The following is a 23,207-nucleotide window of genomic DNA, read 5'->3' as shown; positions in this document are numbered from 1 at the left end:
GGTGCGGGACGTGGCGGGAACGGCGCTGGGCGGGGCCGTGTTGGTGCTGGACTTGGTCAGGGGAAAGTGGTCGGTCGAAGTGTTGCTGGCACTGGAGAACGGGCCCGCCAGGCACGGACAGCTGCTGCGGCGGGTCTCCGGCGTTTCCCAGAAGATGCTCACCCAGACCCTGCGGGAGCTGGAGCGGGCTCGCGTGGTGCGCCGCGAGGTCGGTGAGGAGGCGGTCCTGTCCGTCGAGTACTCCCTGACCCGGACCGGCGAGAGCCTGCTGGGTCTGCTCCGGCACGTGCACGAGTGGGCGCTCACGTCGGGGCCGCTCAGATCCGGTTGTACCGGGCCAATCCCTCGGCGAGGGAACCCGACGCGAGGATGAGCTTGGCCTGCTCGCGTTCGCGGTTCTCGATGTCCACGGCGGCGGCGAGCACGTCGGCCACGTGGGCCGCGGGGACGCAGACGACGCCATCGGTGTCGGCGACGATGAGGTCGCCCGCGTGCACGGTGACCCCGCCGCACACCACCGGTTCGTTCGCCGACACGGTGCGGTAGCTGCCCAGGGTGGTGCCCGGTGACGTGCCGCGCGCGTAGATCGGCAGGTCGTAGTCGCGGAGGATCTCCTCGACATCGCGGACCGCGCCGTCGAGGACGGCACCCGCGAGCTGGTTGGCCACGGCTCCCGCGGTCATCAGGCCGCCCCACACCGCGACGTCGAGCGTGCCCCCGGCGTCGATGCACACCACGCTGCCCGCGGGCGACTCGTCGATGAGCCGCAGGGCGTGCGTCGGCGGCTCGGTCTCGGTCGTCGGCACCTCCCGCACCGTGACGGCGGGGCCGACGAGCTTGCCGGGAACGATCTGCCGGATGCCGGTGGACAGGTGCCCCGGCAGGTTCATCGCCTGCAGGGCATCGGACACCGAAGCCGTTGCCACATCACGAAAAGCGGCGATGATCTGTTCCGAGTGGACGGACTGCACGGGTACTCCTCAGTATCGGTGGACGGGCGCGGTCCGGGTCCCGGTGACCACGGCGTGGTCAGGGGCACCGGAGCTGATCCAGCTCAGGACGTTCTCCGCGGCCCGGCGGCGCACTTCCACCTCGGACTCCTGGGAGAACCACGCGACGTGCGGGGTGGCGATCACCCTGGGGTGGCCGACGAGCGGGTGCGCGGGCCCGCTCGGCTCCTCGGCCCAGACGTCCAGGGCCGCGCAGGCGAGCCGGCCGGAGTCCAGCAGCTCCACCAGAGCGCGTTCGTCCACCAGGCCACCGCGCGCGGTGTTGACCAGGCACGCCCCTTGCGGCAGCAGTGACAGCCGCCTGGCGTCGGCGATGTGCCGCGTCGAATCAGTCAGCGGCAGGTGCAGGGAGAGCAGGTCGCTGCGCGCGAACAGCGCGTCGAGGTCCACTCGCTCGACGTCCCGCGGCCACTCCTCGTGCGGTACGTGCGGATCGTGGGCGACGACGGTGCCGAACCAGGCTCCGACCCGCGACACCAGCGTGCGGCCGATGCGGCCCAGCCCGAGGCAGCCGAGGGTGAGCTCGCTGATCCTGCGGATCGGCCCCGCCGCGAGGTAGTCCCACGTTCCCGAGGCGAGCAGAGCGTCGTGGGGCTTGAGCCTGCGCGCGCAGGCCAGCAGACCGGCCGCGGTGTGAGCGGCGACCTCCTCGGCCCCGTAGTCCGGGACGTTCGCGACCCAGATGCCCCGCGCCGCCGCCGCGTCGAGGTCGACGCTGTCGGTGCCGACGCCGTAGCGCACGACGAGTCCCACGCTGGGCGCGGCGTCGAAGACCTCCGCGGTGATCCGCGCCCACTGGTAGATCAGCGCGTCGGCACCACGGGCCGCCTCGGCGACCGCCCCGGGATCTCTGGCGTCGGCGCGCACGACGGTGCACCCGGCGAGGACCTCGCGTTCGACCGCGATGTCCGGATAGTCGGCGTCGACGACGACGACCTTCATGCGGGAACTCCCTTCACGACTGGGACGAGTGGCCGGACGGGGCCCATGAGCACCAGGTAGGTCAGCGCGCCCAGCAGGCTGACCGCGCCCGCGACCGCGAGCGGCACCACGTAGGAGCCGCCGACGCCGAGCAGCAGGCCGATCAGCAGCGGGCTGACGAACCCGGCGAGGTTGGAGGCGAAGCCCTGGATACCGGCGAGGGAGGCGACGTTGCCCGGTGCCGGAGCCAGGTCGGCGGGCAGGGCCCACAGGCTCGACGCCGCGAAGCCCAAAGCGCAGTAGGACAACGTGAACAGGCCGAGCGCGACCGTGGCGCTGGGCGCTCCGGCGGCGAAGACGATCACCGACGACAGCACCAGCCCGCTGACCAGAGGGACCTTCCTGGCGAAGGAAACGCTGCGCCCGCGCTTGATCAGGCGGCCCTGGAGCAGCCCGCCCGCCCACTGCGCGGGCATCGCGAGCAACGCGGGCACAGCTCCCAGGCTGCCGAGGCGCATCAGGTCGAACCCGCGCTCGGCGACGAGGTAGGAGGGGAACCAGGTGATGAAGAAGTACAGGACGAAGGACACGCAGAAGATGCCGATGCTCATTCCCCACGTCGCCCGGTACCGGAACAGCGTCCGCCACGGCACGGCCACGGCGGCTTCGTGAGCCGTCGGCTCGCCGCCCCGGATGTGGGTCAGTTCGTGCGGGGTGAGCTTCGGGTGCCGGTCGGGATCTTGGTAGACCCGCAGCCACAGCACCACGAACACGATTCCGACCGCGCCGGTGACGAAGAAGGACGTGCGCCATCCCGACGCGGCGATCACCAGCGTGATCAGCGGAAGGGCCAGCGCGGTGCCGAACCGGGCGCCGCTGTCGAAGATCGAGGCGGCGAGCCCGCGCTCCTGGGCCGGGAACCACAGGGACACCACCTTGGCGTTGGCCGGGTAGGACGGTGACTCGCCCATCCCGAGCAGCAGCCGCAGCACCAGCAGCGACACGAAGCCCGTCGCCAGACCGGTCAACGCGGTGAACAGCGACCACGTCAGGACCGCGAGCGCGAGCATGACCCTGGGGCCGAACCGGTCGACCAGCCAGCCCGCGGGGAACTGCATCGCGGCGTAGGTCCAGAAGAAGGCGCCCAGCACCAGCCCCGACGTGGCCGGGGACAGGCCCAGCTCCTCGGCGAGGAACGGCAGGGAGACACCGAGGTTCGCCCGGTCCAGGTAGTTGATCGTCGTCGCGAGGAACGCCAGGGCGATGATCTTCCAGCGCAGCGTGCCGGTCCCGCTCATGGCCGATCCTCCGGAATTCCCAGGAATAGAAGGGGAATTCCCCTGTGGGCGTTATGGAACAAGCGCCGGAGCGGGCGGTCAAGTAAGCACTTCGCGGAACCCGGACACCGAAAAGTGCCTTCAGGTCAGCACAAAGTGCCGGTTGTCGGGCCTCTGTGCTACACCTCCGGGCATGTGCAGGAGCATCAAGACCCTTCGCCCGCCCTTCGCCGAGGACGTCACCGAGATCGACATCCAGGCCGCCGCGCTGCAGTACGTCCGGAAGATCTCCGGCTTCCGGAAACCGGCGGCGCACAACGCCGAGGCCTTCGACCGCGCGGTGGCCGCCGTCGCGGAGGCGACCGCGGAACTGCTCGCCTCGATCGAGGTGCGCGGCGCGGCCAGATCGGCCGACTGAGGCTTCACCCGGACGGCGGTACCACCGCGTTTTCGCACGTCCGGGCCGCTGTCAGGGGCGCGCGGACAGGGCCGGACGGGCTGCGGGCCCCGGGAGAACGCCTGCCCCGAACAGGTGAGTGCGGCCGTGACGATGTGCACGTTTCGTGGTGATGGTTGCGTGCGCGTTCCCCTGCCGAGTGAACCCGGGGCGGCAATCGCGTTTCCCGCTGAGTGGATCTTCAAACCCGGCCGGGTGGTGTGTGACCATCCCACGGCCCCGAATTCGCCCCGCCACGTTCTCCGTGAGGAGTCCCCCCACCGTGACTGTCGCTGTGACCGGCGCGACCGGCTTCCTCGGCCTGCGCCTCGTTCGCGAGCTGCTGGAGCGGCACCCGAGCCTGCTCGTGCTGGCGCACGCCGGATCGCCGGACGCTCTCGAGCGTATCGGACGGTTCCTGGAGCGTTCGGGCACCCCGCGCACAGTGATCAGCACACTGCCGGACCGCGTCCGGGTGATCCCGGTCGAGCTGACCGAACCCCGCCTCGGCCTCTCCGCCGACGACTACGAGGCGCTGGCCGGGGAACTGGAAGTGCTGTGGCACTGCGCGGGCAGCGTCGACCCGGAAGTGGGCATCGAGAAACTGCGGCTGGCCAACGTCACCGCGACGCGCAACGTGCTCGACCTGATGGACGCGGCGCCCCGCAAACCGTTACTGCATTACGTCAGCAGTGCGTTCATCGCCGGATCGCGGCGCGAGGGCGTGATCGACGAGGACGCGCTGGACGACCTGCCCGGCTTCGAGAACGCCTACGAGCGGTCCAAGCACGAGGCCGAGACCGAGGTCCGCGCCTGGGCCGACGAGCGCTTCCGCCCGGTGGTGGTGCACCGGCCGAGCCTCATGATCACCGACGCGCCCGCCCCCGGTGACCTGTGGTCGCACCCGCTGCTGAACCTGGTGCGCTCCGGCAAGGCCCAGCAGCGCCGGATGCGGCTGGGCTGGCTGCGGCTGCCGAGGTGGCTGCGGCCCACCGTGCGGCTGGTCGGCCAGGAGGACGCGCGGCTGAACTTCATCCCGGTCGCCGACGCCGCCGCGGCGATGGCCAGGATCGCCGACTCCGTCGCGGAGAACGGCCCGTCCGGCGTCGTCGAGACCTACCACGTGGTGCACGGCAGCGACGTGCCGGTGCAGGCCGTGGTCTCGGTGCTGGAGAAGAGCTTCCCGTTGCGGATCAAACTCGTTCCTCAGCCGCCGCACCGGATGCGCGCGGTGGAGCGGATCACCCAGGTCTCCAGCCTGGAGCCCTACCTGAGCCACCGCCGCACCTTCGACGACGCCCGCGCGCGGGCGGTGCTCGGCCCGCACGGCGCGGAGACCCCGATCGACCTGGACTACCTGCTGGCGAGCGTGCGGACGGTGGGACTGGGACCGCGCAGGCTCGGCTCGCTGGACCGGGTGTACCTCGACTACGACGCCGGGCACGCCAACAGCGCGGAGCTGGGCGGGTTCGTCCGGTTCGCCGGCCGACCGCCCACTGTGGACGAACTGCGCGAGTACATCGCGGCGCGGCTGCCACGGGTGCCCGACCTGTCCCTCGCGCTCGGTCCCGGGCGGGACTGGCAGCGCCGCGACGACCTCGACCTCGACTACCACGTGCGGGAGATCGCCACGGTGGGCGGGACCGGTGACGTGGGCCTGCGCGCGGTGGTGGAGGACGTCCTGGGGCAGCGGCTGGCCCGCACCGAACCGCTGTGGCAGCTCTGGTTGATCCACGGTTACCGCGACGGCGAGTACGCGGTGCTGTTCAAGCCGCACCACGCCCTGCTCGACGGCGCGTCGGCCGAGGAGGCGCTCTACCGCCTGCTCGACGGCGAGGCCGCCGAGTCCGAGGCACCGAAGCCGTGGTCGGGCAGGCCGAGGGTGCTGCGCTCGGTGTGGAGCGGGATCGCGCGGTACCTGCGCGGGTTCCGGCCGGTGTCGGCGCGGCCGTTCTCCGCGCGCGGGCTCACCGGTGAGCGCCGGGTGTGGTGGACCACGACCGGTGCGGACCGGCTGTACCGGGCGGCCCGGTTGCACCGCGTGACGATCAACGAGATCTACCTGGCCGCGCTGAGCGGGATGCTGCGCGAGTGGCCGGGCATGCCGTGGCGGACGGTGCCGGAGCGGATGTGGGCGCTGGTGCCGATGACCGTCGGCAGCAGCCCGGGGCCGGACGAGCTGGGCAACCACGCGGTGCCGCTGCGGGTCGAGCTGCCCTGCGACGAGCCGGACCCGCTGAAGCGGCTGGCCCGGGTCCGCGCGTCCAGCGTCGAGCAGAAGAACGTGATCGGCACGACCAGGGGTATGCGCTCGCTGCCCACCTGGATGGTCCGGCTGACCTGCGCGCTGACCTTCTCGCGCTGGCACGTGGACCTGATGGCGGGCAACAGCAGGTGGACCAGGAAGGTGGACCTGATGGGAGCGGAGGCGATCGGCGTGGTGCCCATCGGGATGCTGCACCGGGATCGGCCGATCGGGGTCTTCCTCGGCACCCACGGGGACACCGCGAGCCTGTGCGTGGTCACCGACTCGGCGCTGCCGGCCTCCGACGGGCTGGACCACCTGTGGGCGGCGGCGCTCGACGAGCTGGCGCCCCGGGTCCGGGCGACAACTCCGGTGTGGGCGGCGGCGTGAGCGTTCTCGCGTTCTCCGCGGAAGGCGTCGCCGAGTGCGCGCGCCGGATCCGCGAGCCCGTGCACCTGATCTCCGGTGTGCTCTCCGGCAGCGACGAGATCGGCCTGGCGGTCGGTGAGGTCAAGCCGGGCAGCGTGGTCGTCGGGACCCTGCCGCCGCTGTACCCGGAATGGCTGGGCGACCGGTCTTTCTGCACCGCGCACGGCACGCGCTACCCCTACGTGGCGGGGGAGATGGGCCACGGCGTCGCCACCACCTCGATGGTGATCGCGTTGGCGCGCGCGGAACTGCTGGGCTTCTTCGGCGCCGCGGGCCTCCCGCTGTCCACAGTGGAGCGAGCCGTCGCGGAGCTGGCCGCCTCGGTGGGCGGCAGGCCGAACTGGGGCGTCAACCTGGCCGCCGACCCGGCCACCGAGGACGCGGTCGTGGACCTGCTGCTGGCCCACGGGGTGCCGTGCGTGTCGGTCTCCGGGTTCCGCGCGCTCACCCCGGCCGTGGTGCGCTGCTCCGCGGTGGGCCTCATCCGCGACCCCGAGGGGCGGATCCAGCGCCGCACCAACATCTTCGCCAAGGTCAACAGCCCGGAGCTGGCCGAGCGCTTCCTGTCCCCGGCGCCGCAGCGCGTGCTCCGCGATCTCGTCCACAGTGGACAGATCACCGCGGAGGAGGCGGAGCTGGCCGCGCTGGTCCCGGTCGCCGAGGACGTCACCGCCTCCTCCGGCAGCGCGCGCCCGCTGTTGTCGTTGCTCCCGGCCATCCTGGCGCTGCGCGACGAGCTCGCCGCGCGCTTCGGCTACACCCGCCCGGTCCGGGTCGGCGCGGCGGGCGGGATCGGTACCCCGCAGTCGGTCGCGGCGGCCTTCACCCTCGGCGCGGACTACGTGGTGACGGGCTCGGTGAACCAGGCCGCCGTGGAGTCCGGGCTGTCCGCGGTCGGCAAGCGGTTGCTGGCCGACACCGACCTCGCCGACACCTGCCTCGCACCGCGTTCGGACGGCTTCGAGCGCGGTGAGCAGGCACAGGTGCTGTGCAAGGGCACCGAGTTCGCCGCGCGCGCGAGCCGGCTGCACCAGCTCTACCGCGATCACCAGTCCCTGGAGGAGATCCCGCCCGTCGAGCTGGCCGGGCTGGAGGACATCCTCGGCCGCCCCATCTCCGAGGTGCTGGCCGAGGTCCCCGCCACCGACGACCCGCGGCACCGGATGGCGCTGGTGTTCCGTTGGTACCTCGACAGGTCCGTGCTGTGGGCGGTGCACGGCGATCCGGCGCGCGCGGCCGACTACCAGCTGCGGTGCGGCCCCGCGATGGGCGCCTTCAACCGCTGGACCACGGGTACTTTCCTCGCGGAGCAGGAGAATCGCTCCGTCGTGCAGATCGCGCTGAACCTGCTCGAAGGCGCGGCCGTGGTCACGCGCGCCCAGCAACTGCGCGGTTACGGCGTGCCCGTGCCGACGTCCTCGTTCGCTTTCCCGCCGCGCGAGCTGCCGTAATTCGGGTTCGCCCTGCCGGGTTCGCCGATAGTCTCGCCGCCGTGGCCAACTACCTGTTCTTCTGGGGGCATCAGCCGGAGCGCGACGGCAGGGCGGGCAAGGGCTGCCTGAGCCAGTGGTGGCCCGCGTCGTTCGAAGTGGACGGTCACAGCTTCGCCACCGCCGAGCACTACATGATGTGGCGCAAGGCGATGCTGTTCGGCGACGCGTCGATCGCGGAGCGGGTGCTGACCGCAGGGCACCCCAAGGTCGCCAAGGACCTCGGGCGCGGAGTCGCGGACTTCGACGCGGCGGTGTGGGAGCGCGAGCGCTACGACATCGTGGTCGCGGGCAACACGGCGAAGTTCGGCGCGCACGCGGACCTGCGCCGATTCCTGGTCGGCACGGGTGATCGCGTGCTGGTGGAGGCGAGCCCGCGCGACGCGGTGTGGGGCATCGGCCTCGCCGCCGACCACCCCGACGCGTCCTTTCCCGAGCGCTGGCCCGGCCTCAACCTGCTAGGCAAGGCGCTCATGGACGTGCGCGCATCGCTGCGCTGAGCCAGGTAAACGACGTCCATGCGCCCCATCGCCCACACCCCCTGATCCTCCGCCGGTGTGGTCGACAAACTCCAGCTACCTCAGCGCGGGATGGGGGCGGCCCTAGGTCACGCCTGCTGAGCGCAACAGCGCGCCGAGGGTGGCGTAGGTGGCGTCGAGGTCGACCGCGTCGGGGGCGATGCGCCACTGCTGGTGCACGCCCATGATCACGCCGAGCACGACTGTGCTCAGTCCCTCGACACCGACGCCGTCCGGCAGGTCCGCGCGCGCGACCCAGGCGCTGACCTGCCCGCGCAGCGCCCTGTGCAGGTCGGCGTACCACTTGTGCAGCGGCGAGTCCGGCTCGACGGCCTCGGCGATCAGGGTGACGAAGAGCTTGCTCGACGGGCTCTTGGTGAACTCGACGAGCGCGTCCAGGGTCTCGCCGAGCGTGCCGGTCCCGGGCGGCTCCAGCTCCGCGACGACGTGTTCGACGACCGCGCCGAGCAGGCCCTCCTTGTTGCCGAAGTGCCACGGGATCGAGCCGCGGCTCACCCCGGACCGCGTCGCGATGTCCTCGAACGTCGTCTGCCGGTAGCCCCGCTCGGCGAACAGCCCGGCCGCCGCGGTGATCAGCAGCCTGCGGCTCTCCCGCGTCGTCTCCGCGCGCCGCCCTGAAGTGGTCGTCACACCCTGAGCCTAGCGCGTCAACTGCTGTGCAACACTCCCTGTGTTGGCCAACATAGAAAGCGAGCGTGGGATGACTTCTCGGCTGCTCCGCTGGGCGAGCGGGATCATGATTTTCATCGGCGCGGGGCACCTGGTGCTGCTCGTGCTCCTCTCCGGGGACGACGTCGCCCGGTGGGGTGCGGAAGGGTTGTGGGCGGCCGTGCCGCTCCTGGGTGGGGATCTGCGGAACGCGGTCACCTTCTGGGGCGGCCCGGGGAGCTTCTCCGTTCCGCAGATCCTGCTGGGCTGCCTCATCTGGCACCTCGCCGGGCGCGGCGTCACCGTGCCCGCCGGAATCGGGTGGGCCTATGCCGCGTGGTGCGTCCTCGGCGGCGTTCTCCTGGTGCCCTCGCCGTTCTTCGTGGGCGTCGTCCCGGGCGCGCTGATCGTGCTCGCGGCCCGGCGAGCCCCCGCCGGGTGAACTGTCCTCAATGGACTCGCTCGGGTGAAAAGGCGGTGTGGCAACTGGGAACCGGTGATCAATTGTGCGAACTTGGCGCGTGCACGTAGCTGTCGCAGGCGCCACCGGCTCCCACTCCCACCTCGACGGTGCCAGGCCGGAGCCGCCCTACCACCTCCTGTCCCGCGTCGTCGCCGTGAAGGACGCGCGCGACGATCCGGCGGACGGGGAACTCGAACCCGGTAGCGGAGTGATCGCGGAGTACGACGTCCCGGACGCGGCGTGGTACTTCGAGCAGGACGTCATGCCCGTCGCGGTGTTGCTGGAGATCGCCCTGCAGTCGTGCGGCTGGCTGGCCTCCTGCCTCGGCAGCGAGGTCGGGCCGGTGTTCCGCGACCTCGACTGCGCCGCGGTGGTCACCGGCGAGGTCACTCCGGCCACCCGGATCGTGCGCACGCTCGCCGAGATCACCTCGGTCTCGCGCGGCGGCGACATGGTCGTCGAGTCGTTCACTGTGCGCTGCGTCGCCGACGGGTTGGCGGTCTTCGCGCTGTCCGCGGTGATCGGCGCCCTCCCGGACGCGGCGTTCGAGGACCAGCCGGGGCTCGCGGCGTCGCGGGAGTGGCTGGGCGCGCCCAGTGATCGCATGATCGACCCGGCTCGCCACCGCGACGGCCCGATCCGGCTGCCCGGTCCCGCGCTGTCGGTGCTCGACCGGATCACCGGCTACTGGCCGGAGGCGGGCGCGGCGGGCCTGGGGCGGCTGCGGGCGGAGACGGACGTCGCGCGGTTCTTGCGGGACTCGGTCCAGCCCGGCTCGCTGGGCGTCGAGGCCGTGTGCCAGCTGCTCCAGCTCTACGTGATCGAACGCGGGCTGACGCGGGGAATTCCGCACCCCCGCTTCGAAACGGCGGCGCTCGGCACGGAGATCTCCTGGAGGTACCGCGGTCGGCTCACCCCGGCGAACCGGTTGATCCGGGTCGAGGCGGAGGTGCTGGAGGTCGTCGAGGGCGCCTCCGGCCGCGAGGTGGTCGCCGAGGCGAAGTTGTGGGTCGACGACACCTGCGTCTGCCACGTGCGGCGGATCGGTGTGCGCGTCGTCGCCGGTGAGGGGCCGCCCGCTGTCGTGGAATCGGTACTCGACCCGGCCGTGGACACCTGGCTGGCCGACCACTGTCCTACTTGGACGGTCCCGACCGCGCCCATGATGTCCATTGTGGACATCATGGCGCGGGCGGCCGCGGAGTACAGCGGGCTGGACGTGCTCGCCGTCCGGGATGTCCGGCTGCGCCGATGGGTTCTGGTTCCGGAGCCGCTGCGGACGCGCACGGAGGTCGAGGAGCTCGACGGCGGGTTCGCGGTGCGGCTGCTGGTGTGGCGGGAGTCCTGGTTCGAGGAGGTCGCGACGGCCACGGTCGTGGTGGGCTCCCGGTGGAGGGCGAGCCCCGAGCGGTTCGCCGCCCCGCCGGACGCGGTGCCTCAGCCCGACCCGTACGGGACGGCGGCCCTGTTCCACGGCCCGGCCTTCCAGTACTTGACGGAATGGAAAGTCGGTTCGACGGGTTCGTGCGCCGTGCTCGACGCCGCGCGGGGGACAGTGCCGCGCGGCTGCCTGAACCAGGGGCTGCTGGACGCGGCCGTGCAGGTGATCCCGCACGCGAACCTCGCGAAGTGGGCGCCGGAGATCGGCAGGGGAACCGTCGGCTTCCCGTGGCGGGTGGACTCCCTGGAGATCTTCGCCGAGCTGCCGGGCACCGGCGAGGTCGAGGTGGTGGCCCGCTTCGCCGGGTTCGACGACGAGGACGGTCTCTTCCCGGTCGCCGACGTCCAGCTGTGCGCCGCCGGACGGGTGCTCGCCGCGTTCCGGCTGGTCGCCATCCTGCTCCCGCTCGGGGGCACTGCGGCGCCGTCCCCGGCGGTGTGGCGGGACTTCCTCCGCGAGCGCAAGGTGAACGGGATGGCGCTGTCCACGACGACGGACGGCATCACCCGGCTCAGCGTCGCCGACATCGCGACCGTCGACTGGCTGCCCGGCACCGTGGCGCACGGCTGGAACCTGACCGCCCCCGGAAGGGCCGCCGACCACGCGGAAGTGCTCGCGGTGAAGGACCACGTCGGCCGGATTGCCCGGGTGCATCCGTCCACTGTGGATGTCAGCGAGGACCTGCGCAGTGCCTCGGTGGACTCGCGCCGGTTCTACGTCCACGTCACGCGGGTGCGGGACAAGGTGATCGTCCGGTCGGTCAGCACCTCATGACCGCGTAGTGCGGCAGGATGAGGGTGTGGACACGAACCTCGGCGAACGCCTGGAACGGGAGCGAAACGCGTGGTTGTGCACGCTGCGCCCCAACGGCTCCCCGCATGTGACCCCGGTGTGGTTCATCTACCGCGAGGACACCTGGTGGATCGGCAGTAGCGAGCGCAACCGCAAGGTGCACAACATGATCAACGATCCGCGCGTCTCGCTGGCGCTGGAGGACGGCATGGCGCCGGTGGTCGCCGAAGGGCTGGCGACGGTGCACCAGGACGGCTTCCCCGACGACATCGTCGCGGCCTTCGCGGCGAAGTACGACGGGTGGGACGTGACGGCGACCTGGGCGGGCGAGGGCGCGCGCGTGCTCGTCGAGGTCCGGATGACGAAGTGGCTGCTCAGCGGCGTCGCGCAGTGACGCGCGTGAGTGCGGGCTCCGGATCGCCCCTGGAAGCGCGGATCGGTTTCTCCCGCGCGACCCGGATCGGGCAGCACGTCGCGATCGCGGGCACCGCGCCCATCGGTGAGGGCGGCGGGACCACCGGGGTGGGCGACGTGTACGCGCAGACCGTGCGCTGCCTCGAAATCGCCGAACGCGCGCTCCGCGAGGTGGGCGCCACGATCGAGGACGTGATCCGGACGAGGATCATGCTCACCGACATCACCCGGTGGGAAGAAGCGGCTCGCGCGCACGGCGAGCGGTTCAGCGCCGTTCGCCCGGTGTGCACCTTCGTCGAGGTCTCGCGGTTCATCGACCCGGAATGGCTCGTGGAGATCGAGATCGACGCCGTCACGCCCTAGCGCTGGGCCTCACGCGGACCGGCGCCCGCGCAGCCAGCCGTGCCGGTGGGTCATGGCGTCGCCGCGGAACATGTGCGGGTACTTCAGCGGTTTGTCGGAGCCCTCGGTCGCCGACACGATCACCACGGTGCTTCAAGACCCGCCGCGCACCGCGCCGAACCCGTTATGCGTCCAAAACGCGACATGCGGACCCACCCACCCCCGCCCCCTCAACCCGCGCTGAGGTCGCTAGAGAACTCCGTTTCGTACTCTTGCCGGGATTTGGGAGCGCTCTCTTCCCCGTTAAGAGTACGAAACGGGAGATCTCTAGGTTGAGGCCGCCTCGCGTTGGGTGTGGGGGCGGTTGGGGCGCATGGGCAGAGTGTACGTGGTGCCTGCGGGGCGCGTGGATGACTTGTGGGACAAGGGGGTTCGTCAGTCCACGGTGGATGGATCTCAGAGTGCGGGGAAGGGGAGGGTGGCGATGAGGTCCTCCGGGGCGGAGAGCCGCCACGCCTCGTAGACCAGTTCGGTCAGCTCGTCGAGCTCGATCCCGGCCAGGTGCACCACGACCCAGCCGAAGCCGCCCGCGGTGAACTGCTCCTCGAAGACGTCGGGGCGCTCGGAGACCAGCGCCAGCTGCTCGGTCAGGGTCTGCTTCAGGCCGACCGTCCGCGTGCGCGGCCAGTAGTAGCCGAACCGCTTCCCGCGCACGCTGAACGAGGTGTAGTCGCTGCCCTGGCCACGCTTGACGTCGCCGAGCGCGTCGATGATGCGGTGGAACTCGTTCGCCTGCACAGTCACCGGGCCATTATGAGCGTCCGCACCGACAGTCTTGTTCGCTGCGCGCGAGATCGGTCGCTTCGGACGCCGCGAGGCCAGATGATCAGGGCATGTGGAGAGGCAACCGCTATCCGGTGTTCGTCGCGTCCCGGTTGATCTCGCAGACCGGGGACATGGCGGCGCTCACCGCGCTCACGGTGCACATCCACGAGAGCACGGGCTCCCCGGTGGCGGTGGGCGCGTTGTTCGTGGTCCGCATGCTGCCGCGAATCCTCGGCCTGGTCGCGGGGGCGATCGGGGACCGGACGGAGCTTCGCGGCCTGCTGATGGTCTGCGACGCCGCGTGCGGGGCGGTGTTCCTGGTGATCGCGCTGGTGGACCCGGCCTATCCGCTGCTGCTGGCTTTGGTGTTCGTGGCCGAGTCCGCGGCGACGATCACCCTGCCCGCCGCGCGCACGATGGTCGGCCGGACGGTCCCGAAGGAGCACCTGGCCGAGGCGAACGGGATGTTGCTCGCCGCGACGGCGATCGGGTTCGCGAGCGGCTCCGCGGTGGGCGGGCTGCTCGCGGGGATGGGTGACTACCGGTGGGCCTTGGTGATCAACGCCGTGTCGTTCGCCATCTCGATCCTCTTGCTGACGCTGCTTCCTCCGGCGGTCCCGGAGCCGCGGACCGAGCGGTCGTTCTTCGCCGAGACGAAGGCGGGCCTTGCGGTGTTGCGCCGTGGCGCCGATGTGCGGCCGGTCGTGATCGGCCTGGTGGGGGTCGCGTTCGCGGCCGCGTTGGACCGGCCCGCGTTGATCGTGTTGGTGCGCGAGGACCTCGGCGCGTCGGCGCTGTGGTACGGCCTGGCGCTCGGCGGGATCTCGCTCGGTGTTCTGCTGGCGTCGTTGAGCCACCGGGGATTCGAGGGGCGAGTGCTCGCGTTGTTCAGCGCGGGAATCCTCGCGCAGGCGGCCGGGCACCTGGTGATGGGGCTCGCTCCGCTGGCCGCGGTGGTGGTGCTCGGCGCACTGGTCGCGGGCGTCGGCAATGGCCTGGAATCGGTGTGCGGCAACACTTTGCTCCAGCGCGACGCCCCGAAGGAGTCGCTGGGCGTCGTGCTCGGCGTGGTGCTCAGCGGCTCCTTCCTGGCCGATGCCGCGGGCTCGGCGCTGGGCGGCGTGCTGGTGGAGTGGATCTCCGCGCCGGGCACGTTCGTCGTCGCCGCGCTGGTGATGCTGGCCTGCGTCAGAACGCGCTGAGCTCGGCGAAACGCTCGCCCATGCGCACGTGCGCCGCCGCGTCGGGGTGCAGCCGGTCGGGCAGCGGCAGTTCGGCGAAGTCGTCCTCGCCGTAGAGCTCGCGGCCGTCGAGGTAGCGCAGCGCGGGGTCGTCGGCCGCGCGGGCGGCGGCGATCCGGGCCAGCTCCTCGCGGATGACCGAGAGCGTGAGCTTGCCGCGCTCGGCCGGATCTCCGGTGGCGCGGAACTGGAGCCTGCCGCTGCTCATGTCCAGCGCGCCGGGCCCCGGCGTGTGCTCGTGGATCGGGCAGTGGATCGGCGAGACGACCAGCAGCGGCGTGTCCGGGTGCCCGTCGCGGATCGTGTCGAGGAAGCCGTGGACGGCCGGGCCGAACGCGCGCAGCCGCATCAGATCGGTGTTGACGAGGTTGATGCCGATCTTGACGCTGATCATGTCGGCGGGGATGTCGCGCATGGTGCGCGCGACGAACGGGTCGAGCAGCGCGCCGCCGCCGAACCCCAGGTTGATCAAGTCCACCCCGCGGCGGGACGCGGCGATCGCGGGCCACGTCGTGGTCGGGCTCTCGGCGTCGGAGCCGTGGCTGATCGAGCTGCCGTGGTGCAGCCACACCCGGCGCCCGCGGTCCGGCACCGGCTCGATCGACGCGTCCGTGCGCAGAGCGACCAGTTCGATGATCTCCTTGTGCGGCAACCAGATCTCGATGCCCTTGGCGGCGGGGGAGAGGTCGCCGAAGCGCAGCGTGCTGACCGGTCCCGGGCGCGTCTCGACGGCGCCGGTGGCCATGTCCAGGATCAGGAGCGTGGCGTCGGAGGCGTCGGCCCGCGCGGTGAGCTCGCCGCCGACGAGCAGGTCGTACACCCCGGCGGGGCGGGGTGGCATCCCTCGGTAGGTGTTCCTCGTGGCGAGGACGTCCAGCTCGACGGCCGTCGCCCGGGTGCGGAAAACCAGCCGCACGCCGGAGGGCTGCGCTTCGACCATGGCGAGCTGCGGATCGTCGCACTGCGCGCGGGCCCAGGCGGGCAAGCGGTGCGGCAGGACGCCGTTCTCGGTGCGCTCCAGGTCGAGCGCTCCGCGCAGGATCGCCTCGGTGATGGGCGTGGTGATCACGCGGCGACCACGATCTGCACGTCGTCCTCGTAGAGAACCCTGCCGGGCGCGGTCGACGTGCGTTCGACGCACGCGACTCCGTAGCGGTCGAGCAACGCCAGGTAACCGGGCACGCGCTCCAGCAGGTGGGTCGCCGTGGGCTTGAACCAGCACGCCGTGACCGGGTGCACGGACTTGTCGAAGAGCGTGGGATCAGCCTTCCCCGGGTCCGGGTACGCCTCGTCGAACCAGTCGTTGTTCGCCCGCCACCAGGCCCAATCGTCTGGCGAGAGGGTGCCCGCCCGCGCCAGGCCGTTGGCCAGCCCGAAGACTCCGGTGTGGGCACCGCGTGCGTTGGGCGATGGCGACTCGTAGCGGAGGTAGATCACATCCGCATCCTGTCACGCGGTGCGGCATGATTTTCGGCGTGAGCGTCGGACGTGCGGTGCGGGAGTGGGTTCACGGCTGGGCGTCGACCAGGGGCACGCCCGCTCCGGTCGTCGAGCCGGACGGGCACCGCGTCCGGTACGTGCTACCCGATGTGTCCACTGTGGACAGTTGGTGAGCCGGAGTACCTGATGGGCAAGGACCTGGGCGGTGTGGGGTGAAGCCTCCGTCGTGGACAAGGTGATCACCGAGCCGGAGCACCGGCGGAAGGGCTTGGGCAGCGTGGTGATGAGCGAACTCGACGTGCTCGCGGCCGAACTCGGTGCGGTGCGGGCGGTCCTGGTCGCGACGGAAGCCGGACTCGGTCTCTACGGCCGCCTGGGCTGGACGGTGCTCAGCCCGCTCACCGCGGCACACCTCGCCGCATGAGCGCGGCGGGTTTCCGGTTCGCGTGGCGGGGCTCCCACTACTCGGGACGGCCGGTGGAGGAGCTGTGGTTCGCGCTCGACCGGGACGAGCGCGGGGACTGGTTGTTCGACGCCTACTTCCTCGGCCGCCTCCCGCTGAGCGGTGGAGCCGAGCATGCCGCCGCGTTCGCCCGGTGGCTGCTCGCTCCGCCACCGCGACGGCGGTACGAGAAGGACTTCGTGCTGCTCGATGACGAGCCGACCCCCGGCCGGGCCATCTCGTGGCTGGCCCCGGACTCCACCGAGGCCGAGCGCGTCGAGGACACCGAACTCACCGTCGAGATCATCCTCGGCCGCGACGAGGACGACGGGCCCGAATACCTGATCCTCCAGCCGAGCGGACACGCGCCGCGGCACGGGTTCGCCTTCCAGATCTGCGCCGAGTTGGTGTGGGAACCGATGGACCGGGCCGCCGTGGAGCACACCGCCGCGTTATTGCTCGACGCCGCCGACATGTTCGGCAACGTCTGATCGGGACGTTTCGAGCGGCCTGCTTCGGAAGAACGCGGTCGCGAGCACGGCGATGGCGACGAGCAGGAACCCGTTGCCGATCAGGTGTTCGCCGAGTGATCACCGGAGTTCGCGGTCGGCGCCGCCGGGCACGTACTGGTGCGGACCGAGAAAAAGCACAAGGACGGCGGTACCGGCGAGCGCGGCCATGCACCGGTTGCCCGGACGGCGGGCGGCCAGCGCGCCCCCGACCAGTGCCGGTGCCACCCAGACCCAGTGGTTGCTCCAGGAGACCGGAGAGCACAGCAACCCGGCGATGGCCACCACCAGCAGCGCTGCCAGGTCGTGGCCGCGTGCGCGGAGCCGGCGCGCGGCCACGTACGCCACGGCCGCGGTGGCGGCGGCACAGGTGATCCAGAGCGGGAAGAGCACGGTGTCCGGTAGACCCAACCGGCCGAGCAACGCGCGCAGCGACTGGTTGGTGTAGAAGTGCGGGGTGCCGATGCGGTCGGTGTGCAACAGGGTGCCGAACCAGTACCTCAGCGAGTCCTGAGGGGCGAGGACCAGGGCGGTCAGTGTCGCCGCGAGGAAGGTCAACGCGGCCGTGCGCATCGGTCGCCACTGTCGGGCCACCAGGAAGTAGAGCAGGAACGCGGCCGGGGTCAGCTTGATCGCGGCGGCGATCCCGATCAGCAGACCGCGCGGCCAGGGAGTCCTCGGCAGCAGGCAGTCGGCCACCACCAGCAGCATCAGCACCGCGTTGACCTGACCGAGGATCAGGGTGATCACCATCGGTTCGCTCAGCACCATGATCGCGGCGGCCCCGGCCCCGACGGCGAGCGCGGACGGGACCCGCAGGCCGTGGTGGCGGGCGGTCAGCGCACAGGTGGCGATCAGCGCGGCCACGGTGAGGACCGAGGTCGCCACCGCCGCCGTGGGCAGGGGAACCAGCGCCAGCGGGCTGAACAGGATCGCGGCGAAGGGCGGGTAGGTGAACGGCAGGTGCATCCCGGTGGGGAGGTAGGGGAAGCCGGTCTCGTACAGCCGCAGTCCGCGCAGCCAGGCGTCACCGCCAGCCCGGTAGATCTCAAGATCGAAGAACGGCGCTCTTTCGGTCACGGTGAACGCCAGCCATCCGGCCAGCGCGGTGCACGCGACGAATGCGAGTAGTGCCGCGCGGTGAGCGATCCGGCCGGATGTGTCTGGCATCGAGGGTGGTTCTCCGTGGAAGAGCTGGGAAAGTCGGCCGAGATTAGCAATCGCGACCGCTAGTCGCGGCACAGGCTCCGCTCGGCGGTGTCGACCAAGATCTGCGTGATGTCCGGGGCGGAGCGGGCGCGGCCGGTGTGGAGCACGTCGAAGCCGTTGAAGCTCGTGAGGAGCCAGAGCACGTCCGTCGCCCGGTCGACGGTGACGCCGGCGCGCAGAGTTCCTTGGTCGCTCAGGCGTTGTGCGAGGCGCGCCATCCCGTGCGCCCGCTCCCGCTCCATCTGCTCGACCGCTCCACCGGCCGCAGCGGCGTCGAGCAGGGCCATCGACGACAGCACGCGCATCTCGTCCCGGTTCGCGGCGTACATGGCGACGACGCCGCCGATGGCGCCGCGCAGCGCCTCGCGCGCGTCCGGGTGCGCCGAGGCTTCGAGCACCTGGTTGAAACCGCTGCGCCGCAGGAGATCCGCGCTGAACGCCTCGAACAGCCCGGCGCGTGATCCGAAGGTGGCGTAGACGGTGGGCCGGGCCACGCGGGCGATCTTGGCGATGCGGTCGAGGCTGACCGGTTCGGCCGGTGCCTCGCGCAGGCGCCGGCGGAGGGCGTCGAGGATGCGGCGCCGGGTCTGCTCCGCCGATTCCGCGCGCAGTCGTTGCTCGTACCTCCGGGTGGCCATGACCGGAACCCTAGCATTCGCTTGACAGGCTGTATTTCGAAAGACAGTCTGTTGCCTGAAACTAGGGAGGCTCACCGTGCACGTGATGTTCCGTTGCAAGATCAAGCCCACCGAGGTGGAGCACAACCTGGCGCTGCTGCGCGAGCTATACGCTGAGCTGGGGTCGGTCCGCCCGGAGGGCCTGCGCTACGCCACCTTCCAGCTCGACGACGGGGTCACCTTCGTGGCCTTCGCGGAGCTGGCCGAGGGCACGGCGGCGCTCGGTCAGCTGGAGGCGTTCCAGCGCTACCGGTCGACGCTGGAGGAGCGGTGCGAGGAGCCGCCGGTGATGACCACGCTGAGCGAAGTCGGTTCATACGGGTTCAGATGAAGCACGCTGTGATGTCATCCCTTGGTGACGACCCTTGTCGAAGGATTGATCTACCAAGCCGGTTGGCTCACGCCCGGACAGCAGCGAGAGCTGCTGTCCGGCATCGACGCCGAGGTCTGGTCGAGCGCGCTGAGGCGACGCGTGCAGCACTACGGACATCGCTACGACTACGGTCGGCGCGCGGTGACCGCCGCGGACTCGGCACCTCCGCTGCCCGTCTGGAGCCAGGCGCTGGCCGCCCGGCTGCACCGGGAGGGGTTCATGGCCGACCTGGCGAACCAGGCGATCGTCAACGAATACCTGCCGGGACAGGGGATCAGCGCGCACGTGGACTGCGTGCCGTGCTTCGGCCCGCAGGTCGCGGCCATCAGCATCGGCTCCGCCTGCACCATGGACTTCTCCGACCCGGACAACGGCGAACGGGTGCCCGTCCGGCTCGAACCGGGCAGCCTGTGCGTGATGACCGGGGCCGCGCGGTACCGGTGGCGCCACGCCATCGCCGCCAGGAAGTCCGACCCCACTCCCACTGGCCGCCAACCACGGGGCAGGCGGGTCTCGATCACGTTCCGCACCGTCCTCAGCGCGGCCACTTCGGGCTGAATGAGTCATTCGGTGCGCTGAGCCGCCCCAATGACTCGTTCAGGTGGTCCCGACGGAGACGCGGCCGCAGACCTAGGCCGCTTCCTGCAAGTCCTCCCAGCACTCCGCACACCAAGTAAACTGTGGCCATGCCCCTCATCCGCCCGTCCACCCCATCCACGGCGCGCGCGGTCTAGAGAACCCCGTTTCGTACTCATAACGGGAAAAAGAGCGCTCCAAAAACCCGTTTTGAGTACGAAACGGGATTTTGGGCTGCGGTGGTGATGTTGTGGGGGAGGGGACGGGGGGCGTGCGGTCGTTGGGGGCTGCGTGGGGGGCGCGGGCGCGGAGCTAGTTGTGCAGCATCGCCCGGAAGTTCGGGCACTGCATGACGTCGTGGTGCTCGCACCGCAACACGTGCGCGAGCAGTTCCAGTGCTTCCTGGGCGGCGCGGACCCGTTCTTCGAGCCGGGCCTGCTGGTCCCTGAGCAGGGCGACGCGATCGGCGCCCGCGGGCGCGCGCAGGAACTCGCGCATGTCCTCCAGGCTCAGGCCGACCTCCTTGGCCTTGAGGATGAACATCACGCGCTCCAGGTCGTGCTCGCCGTACCTGCGGTGCCCGCCGGACTGCCGGGACGGTTCGAGCAGCCCCATCGACTCCCAGTGCCGCAGCACGTGCGTGGCCAGCCCGAAGCGCGCGGCGAGTTCCCCGATGGTGATGCTTGACTTCATGTCGACATGAAATTGCACGCTCGACGCATGGTCAACGACTTGATTCACGCACTCGACCGGCTCGACGCGATGCCCGAGGCGGTGGACCTCCGGCGGCGCTCCTACGAACTGCTGGGTGCCGGAGCGGGGGAGGCCGTGCTCGACGTGGGCTGCGGCGCCGGGCTGGCGGTGGCCGAACTCGCCGCGCTCGGGGTGGCGGCGGAGGGACTGGACCCGAGCCCGGAGATGATCGGGCTCGCCCGGCGGCGCTATCCGGGGGCGGAGTTCCACCTGGGCCCGGCGGAGGCGCTGCTGCACGCGGACGGTTCGCTGCGCGGGTACCGGGCCGACAAGGTGCTGCACGCCATGACCGACCCGGTGGCCGCGCTCGCCGAGGCGGCCAGGGTGCTGGCGCCGGGCGGGCGGATCGTGGTGCTGGGCCAGGACTGGGGCGGGATCGCCGTGGACTCCGACGATCCGGCGCTGACCCGCCGCCTGCTGGCCGCGCTCGCCGAGGGCATCCCGCATCCCATGATCGCGCGCAGCTCGCGGAACCTGTTGCTGGACGCGGGTTTCCGCGATGTCGAGGTGGAGGGACGGCTGGCGGTGTTCACCGAGGCGGGCGTGATGATGCACCTGCTGCGCCGCGCGTCCAACGATGCCGACGGCGCGTCCTGGCTCGCCGATCAGCTCGACCGGGACGAGCGCGGCCGCTTCTTCGGCATGGCCCCGGTCGTCATCGCCTCGGGCACCCGCTGAGCGCAACCTGATCAGGGCGGCGCAGCATCCCCAGTACGGCCTCGACCACCTTGGGGGCGGCGTGGGAACCGCGCACCGGTCGGGGATTCGCGCGCTCGGCCAGCCGGGCCCTCGCCGTGGCGCGGATCAGCCCGGTATCGGCGCCGACCAACGTCGCCTGTCCGTCCACAATAGACTCTGGGCGCTCGGTGGCCTCGCGGGTCACCAGCATCGGCACGCCGACGATCGCGGATTCCTCTTGGAGTCCACCGGAATCGGAGACCACGAGCGCGGCGTGCCGTAGCGCCCACACCATGTCGGGATAGGACAGGGCCGGGGTCAGCATGATCCGCGGATGGCCGCCGAGCACCGGAAGAACCTCTTCGACGAGCGCGGGATTGGGGTGCACGGGAAAGAGCACGAGCACGTCGGGGTGGTCCTCGGCGATGCCGAGGATGCCGGAGAGGATCTGGCGCAGCGGCTGACCCCAGGACTCCCGGCGGTGCGCGGTCGCGACGACCAGCCGCCGTCCCAGGCGGAGTTCGTCGTCGGCACGGCTCACCCTCAGCCCCGGTGTCGGGCCCGCGGTGCGGCTGACGTGGTCCAGCGCGTCGAAGACGGTGTTGCCGGTGACGACAATGTCTTGCGAGGCAAGGCTTTCCGCTTGGAGTTCGGCTGCGGCGGCCGAGGTGGGAGCGAGGTGCAACGAGGCGATCCGCGCGATCATCTGCCGGTTGCCCTCTTCCGGGAACGGCGCGTCCAGCCGTCGTGTGCGCAGCCCCGCTTCCAAGTGCACGATGGGGATTCGCCGCCAGAACGCGGCGAGTGCGGCGGCGAGTCCGGTGGCGGTGTCGCCCTGGACGAGCACGGCCGCGGGCGCGTGAGCCGTCAGCACCGCGTCCAGTTCGTTGGCGACGGCGGTGACCAGTTCGCCCTGACCGCCGGTATTTCGTCGTGGCCGCAGGACAACATCCGGTGCGAGGCCGAAGACGCCGAGCGTCTCGGCGACACCGCGCTCGTGCTGTCCGCTGTTCACGATGACGGGCGTGGTCCGCGGATCGTCGCGCATCGCCAGGGCGACGGGCGCCAGCTTCACGGACTCGGACCTCGTGCCGGTCACCAAGAGGATCTTCTCGTTCACCTGTCAGCAGTCCCGGGTGACGTGATCAGTGGGCCGCCGAGGCGGAGGACCTCGAACGCCTCCGCGCGGCGTCCCGTGCCGAGCGCGGTTCCGCGGTAGGTGGCGAGCCCGCCGACGAGATCGTCGTAGGAGAAGGAGCTCAGCTGGGACCGGTGCATCCGCAACGCTTGGAGCTTGTCGTCGTAGACCTCGGTGATGTCTTCGAGGTACGCCACGTGCCGGATCGGGGTCCAGACCTCGTAGGCGAGCACCGTGGGCACCTGCCAGCGCTGGGGGACGGCCTCGGGGAACCACGGCCCGGCCGCGGAGGCGACCGCCTGCGCGACCACGTCGTGGGTGGCGATGTGGTCGGGATGGGCGTCGTGGCGGTGCGGAGCGCACACGGTGGTGGGCCGCCAGATCCGCAGCTGGTTGATCAGCTGGACGAGCAGGTCCGGCGTCTGCCGCAGCGTTCCGTCCGGCTGCCCGAGGAAGACCAGGTCGGTGACGCCGATCGAGCCCGCGGCCGCCCGTGCCTCCCCGACACGGGTCTCGGCCAGCTCCTCGGGGCGCACCCGGGTTCCACCCGCCTCACCGTTGGTCAGGTAGACCACCCGGACCGACCAGCCTGCGCGCACCGCCTTGATCAGCATGCCTCCGCACCCGATGAGGTCGTCATCGGGATGCGGTGCGAACACCATCAACCGCACGGGATCTCCTTCTTAGCTTTGCTAAAGACCATCGCGGATCACGCGGGGAAAGGGAAGGGCGCCGAGTTCGACCGCGCAAACCAACGCGGTCGCACTGCCCCCGCGACGCCGCCGAAACCTGTGCCCGCCGAGGTTGGTGCGTCTTCAAGTCCAGCGAACCCCGCCTGCGACGATCGTCAACCGCCCCCAACCCCCCTTGGGCTCGGCGCCGCATTTCCCGTTTCGTAC

The 23,207-nt window shown here is 71.1% G+C and carries 28 protein-coding genes; 16 read left to right on the top strand and 12 right to left on the bottom strand.

Translation table 11 applies throughout. From position 1 onward, the window contains the following. The first annotated feature begins 10 nt into the window (after nucleotides 1–10). Nucleotides 11–373, top strand: coding sequence for a winged helix-turn-helix transcriptional regulator (locus NLX83_RS36825; RefSeq protein ID WP_254239898.1), 363 nt, complete (start codon nucleotides 11–13; stop codon nucleotides 371–373). On the opposite strand, the gene NLX83_RS36820 is transcribed toward NLX83_RS36825, so the two are convergent. From NLX83_RS36820 to NLX83_RS36810, 3 genes are read right to left on the bottom strand one after another with little or no spacing between them, the layout of a single operon-like run. Continuing rightward, nucleotides 318–971, bottom strand: coding sequence for an RraA family protein (locus tag NLX83_RS36820; protein ID WP_254239897.1), 654 nt, complete (start codon nucleotides 969–971; stop codon nucleotides 318–320). The two genes, NLX83_RS36825 and NLX83_RS36820, sit on opposite strands and share 56 nt — an antisense overlap. 9 nt (nucleotides 972–980) lie before the next feature. Next, nucleotides 981–1,952: a C-terminal binding protein gene (locus tag NLX83_RS36815; protein ID WP_254239896.1), complete on the bottom strand. Its 972-nt coding sequence runs from the start codon at nucleotides 1,950–1,952 to the stop codon at nucleotides 981–983. Further along, on the bottom strand, nucleotides 1,949–3,229 hold the full coding sequence (locus NLX83_RS36810) for an MFS transporter (protein ID WP_254239895.1): 1,281 nt from the start codon (nucleotides 3,227–3,229) through the stop codon (nucleotides 1,949–1,951). Before NLX83_RS36810 ends, NLX83_RS36815 begins: the two co-directional genes overlap by 4 nt. A 172-nt stretch (nucleotides 3,230–3,401) precedes the next feature. On the opposite strand from NLX83_RS36810, the gene NLX83_RS36805 reads away from it, so the two are divergent. The 4 genes from NLX83_RS36805 to NLX83_RS36790 all read left to right on the top strand — a co-directional run bounded on the left by NLX83_RS36805 (nucleotide 3,402) and on the right by NLX83_RS36790 (nucleotide 8,308). Continuing rightward, the gene (locus NLX83_RS36805; RefSeq protein WP_254239894.1) at nucleotides 3,402–3,626 is read left to right on the top strand and encodes a DUF2277 domain-containing protein; all 225 of its coding nucleotides are present in this window, start codon (nucleotides 3,402–3,404) and stop codon (nucleotides 3,624–3,626) included. Between the two features lie 301 nt (nucleotides 3,627–3,927). Next, a complete protein-coding gene (locus NLX83_RS36800) occupies nucleotides 3,928–6,279 on the top strand; it encodes an SDR family oxidoreductase (protein WP_254239893.1) in 2,352 nt (783 codons plus the stop codon). Then, nucleotides 6,276–7,769 (top strand): PfaD family polyunsaturated fatty acid/polyketide biosynthesis protein, encoded by a 1,494-nt coding sequence (locus tag NLX83_RS36795; protein WP_254239892.1) that lies wholly within the window; start codon nucleotides 6,276–6,278, stop codon nucleotides 7,767–7,769. Before NLX83_RS36800 ends, NLX83_RS36795 begins: the two co-directional genes overlap by 4 nt. Nucleotides 7,770–7,810: 41 nt before the next feature. Beyond that, nucleotides 7,811–8,308 (top strand): NADAR family protein, encoded by a 498-nt coding sequence (locus tag NLX83_RS36790; protein WP_254239891.1) that lies wholly within the window; start codon nucleotides 7,811–7,813, stop codon nucleotides 8,306–8,308. A 102-nt stretch (nucleotides 8,309–8,410) separates the two neighbouring features. On the opposite strand, the gene NLX83_RS36785 is transcribed toward NLX83_RS36790, so the two are convergent. Beyond that, a complete protein-coding gene (locus NLX83_RS36785; protein WP_254239890.1) occupies nucleotides 8,411–8,977 on the bottom strand; it encodes a TetR/AcrR family transcriptional regulator in 567 nt (188 codons plus the stop codon). Nucleotides 8,978–9,047: 70 nt separating this feature from the next. Here NLX83_RS36785 and NLX83_RS36780 point away from each other — a divergent pair, with 70 nt between their 5' ends. The 4 genes from NLX83_RS36780 to NLX83_RS36765 all read left to right on the top strand — a co-directional run bounded on the left by NLX83_RS36780 (nucleotide 9,048) and on the right by NLX83_RS36765 (nucleotide 12,468). After that, nucleotides 9,048–9,437, top strand: coding sequence for a DUF6463 family protein (locus NLX83_RS36780; RefSeq protein WP_254239889.1), 390 nt, complete (start codon nucleotides 9,048–9,050; stop codon nucleotides 9,435–9,437). 79 nt (nucleotides 9,438–9,516) lie between these two features. Continuing rightward, a complete protein-coding gene (locus NLX83_RS36775; RefSeq protein WP_254239888.1) occupies nucleotides 9,517–11,673 on the top strand; it encodes a polyketide synthase dehydratase domain-containing protein in 2,157 nt (718 codons plus the stop codon). A 25-nt stretch (nucleotides 11,674–11,698) separates the two neighbouring features. Beyond that, nucleotides 11,699–12,085: a pyridoxamine 5'-phosphate oxidase family protein gene (locus tag NLX83_RS36770; RefSeq protein WP_254239887.1), complete on the top strand. Its 387-nt coding sequence runs from the start codon at nucleotides 11,699–11,701 to the stop codon at nucleotides 12,083–12,085. Further along, on the top strand, nucleotides 12,082–12,468 hold the full coding sequence (locus NLX83_RS36765) for a RidA family protein (RefSeq protein ID WP_254239886.1): 387 nt from the start codon (nucleotides 12,082–12,084) through the stop codon (nucleotides 12,466–12,468). The genes NLX83_RS36770 and NLX83_RS36765 overlap by 4 nt, the downstream gene beginning before the upstream one ends. A gap of 435 nt (nucleotides 12,469–12,903) precedes the next feature. On the opposite strand, the gene NLX83_RS36760 is transcribed toward NLX83_RS36765, so the two are convergent. Continuing rightward, nucleotides 12,904–13,251, bottom strand: coding sequence for an MmcQ/YjbR family DNA-binding protein (locus NLX83_RS36760; protein ID WP_254239885.1), 348 nt, complete (start codon nucleotides 13,249–13,251; stop codon nucleotides 12,904–12,906). Nucleotides 13,252–13,340: 89 nt separating this feature from the next. Between NLX83_RS36760 and NLX83_RS36755 the strand changes: the two genes are divergently transcribed. After that, the gene (locus NLX83_RS36755) at nucleotides 13,341–14,474 is read left to right on the top strand and encodes an MFS transporter (RefSeq protein WP_254239884.1); all 1,134 of its coding nucleotides are present in this window, start codon (nucleotides 13,341–13,343) and stop codon (nucleotides 14,472–14,474) included. On the opposite strand, the gene NLX83_RS36750 is transcribed toward NLX83_RS36755, so the two are convergent. Together NLX83_RS36750 and NLX83_RS36745 are read right to left on the bottom strand one after the other, a co-directional pair. Continuing rightward, on the bottom strand, nucleotides 14,461–15,582 hold the full coding sequence (locus tag NLX83_RS36750; protein WP_254239883.1) for an SGNH/GDSL hydrolase family protein: 1,122 nt from the start codon (nucleotides 15,580–15,582) through the stop codon (nucleotides 14,461–14,463). The genes NLX83_RS36755 and NLX83_RS36750 overlap by 14 nt on opposite strands. Then, nucleotides 15,579–15,950, bottom strand: a complete 372-nt coding sequence (locus NLX83_RS36745; RefSeq protein WP_254239882.1) for a hypothetical protein — start codon at nucleotides 15,948–15,950, stop codon at nucleotides 15,579–15,581. The genes NLX83_RS36750 and NLX83_RS36745 overlap by 4 nt, the downstream gene beginning before the upstream one ends. A gap of 38 nt (nucleotides 15,951–15,988) precedes the next feature. On the opposite strand from NLX83_RS36745, the gene NLX83_RS36740 reads away from it, so the two are divergent. Genes NLX83_RS36740 through NLX83_RS36730 form a run of 3 tightly spaced genes read left to right on the top strand, consistent with a single transcriptional unit; the run spans nucleotide 15,989 to nucleotide 16,886 of the window. After that, the gene (locus NLX83_RS36740; RefSeq protein ID WP_254239881.1) at nucleotides 15,989–16,126 is read left to right on the top strand and encodes a hypothetical protein; all 138 of its coding nucleotides are present in this window, start codon (nucleotides 15,989–15,991) and stop codon (nucleotides 16,124–16,126) included. Between the two features lie 32 nt (nucleotides 16,127–16,158). Continuing rightward, the gene (locus NLX83_RS36735) at nucleotides 16,159–16,377 is read left to right on the top strand and encodes a GNAT family N-acetyltransferase (protein WP_254239880.1); all 219 of its coding nucleotides are present in this window, start codon (nucleotides 16,159–16,161) and stop codon (nucleotides 16,375–16,377) included. After that, the gene (locus NLX83_RS36730; RefSeq protein WP_254239879.1) at nucleotides 16,374–16,886 is read left to right on the top strand and encodes a hypothetical protein; all 513 of its coding nucleotides are present in this window, start codon (nucleotides 16,374–16,376) and stop codon (nucleotides 16,884–16,886) included. Before NLX83_RS36735 ends, NLX83_RS36730 begins: the two co-directional genes overlap by 4 nt. Before the next feature lie 99 nt (nucleotides 16,887–16,985). Here the strand turns inward: NLX83_RS36730 and NLX83_RS36725 are convergent, their stop codons facing one another. Then, complete coding sequence (locus NLX83_RS36725; protein WP_254239878.1) at nucleotides 16,986–18,074, bottom strand: glycosyltransferase 87 family protein; 1,089 nt, start codon at nucleotides 18,072–18,074, stop codon at nucleotides 16,986–16,988. Nucleotides 18,075–18,133: 59 nt separating this feature from the next. Continuing rightward, nucleotides 18,134–18,751, bottom strand: coding sequence for a TetR/AcrR family transcriptional regulator (locus NLX83_RS36720; protein ID WP_254239877.1), 618 nt, complete (start codon nucleotides 18,749–18,751; stop codon nucleotides 18,134–18,136). 85 nt (nucleotides 18,752–18,836) lie between these two features. Between NLX83_RS36720 and NLX83_RS36715 the strand changes: the two genes are divergently transcribed. Beyond that, nucleotides 18,837–19,121: a hypothetical protein gene (locus NLX83_RS36715; RefSeq protein ID WP_254239876.1), complete on the top strand. Its 285-nt coding sequence runs from the start codon at nucleotides 18,837–18,839 to the stop codon at nucleotides 19,119–19,121. A 24-nt stretch (nucleotides 19,122–19,145) separates the two neighbouring features. Continuing rightward, nucleotides 19,146–19,721 (top strand): alpha-ketoglutarate-dependent dioxygenase AlkB, encoded by a 576-nt coding sequence (locus tag NLX83_RS36710; protein ID WP_254239875.1) that lies wholly within the window; start codon nucleotides 19,146–19,148, stop codon nucleotides 19,719–19,721. A gap of 330 nt (nucleotides 19,722–20,051) precedes the next feature. On the opposite strand, the gene NLX83_RS36705 is transcribed toward NLX83_RS36710, so the two are convergent. Further along, entirely contained in the window at nucleotides 20,052–20,432 is a 381-nt protein-coding gene (locus tag NLX83_RS36705) for a MerR family transcriptional regulator (RefSeq protein ID WP_254239874.1), read from the bottom strand. Nucleotides 20,433–20,459: 27 nt separating this feature from the next. Here NLX83_RS36705 and NLX83_RS36700 point away from each other — a divergent pair, with 27 nt between their 5' ends. Then, entirely contained in the window at nucleotides 20,460–21,170 is a 711-nt protein-coding gene (locus NLX83_RS36700; RefSeq protein WP_254239873.1) for a methyltransferase domain-containing protein, read from the top strand. Here the strand turns inward: NLX83_RS36700 and wecB are convergent. After that, nucleotides 21,148–22,290 carry a non-hydrolyzing UDP-N-acetylglucosamine 2-epimerase gene (gene wecB, locus NLX83_RS36695; RefSeq protein ID WP_254239872.1) on the bottom strand — a complete coding sequence of 381 codons (1,143 nt, stop codon included), beginning with the start codon at nucleotides 22,288–22,290 and terminating at the stop codon, nucleotides 21,148–21,150. The genes NLX83_RS36700 and wecB overlap by 23 nt on opposite strands. After that, nucleotides 22,287–22,970 (bottom strand): PIG-L deacetylase family protein, encoded by a 684-nt coding sequence (locus NLX83_RS36690; RefSeq protein ID WP_254239922.1) that lies wholly within the window; start codon nucleotides 22,968–22,970, stop codon nucleotides 22,287–22,289. The genes wecB and NLX83_RS36690 overlap by 4 nt, the downstream gene beginning before the upstream one ends. Nucleotides 22,971–23,207: the final 237 nt, after the last annotated feature.

Origin of the sequence: Allokutzneria sp. A3M-2-11 16 (assembly GCF_024213555.1) — a bacterium.
GTDB lineage: Bacteria > Actinomycetota > Actinomycetes > Mycobacteriales > Pseudonocardiaceae > Allokutzneria.
The sequence above is the reverse complement of the archived record's forward strand: the minus strand, read 5'-3'. Positions and strand labels throughout refer to the sequence as shown.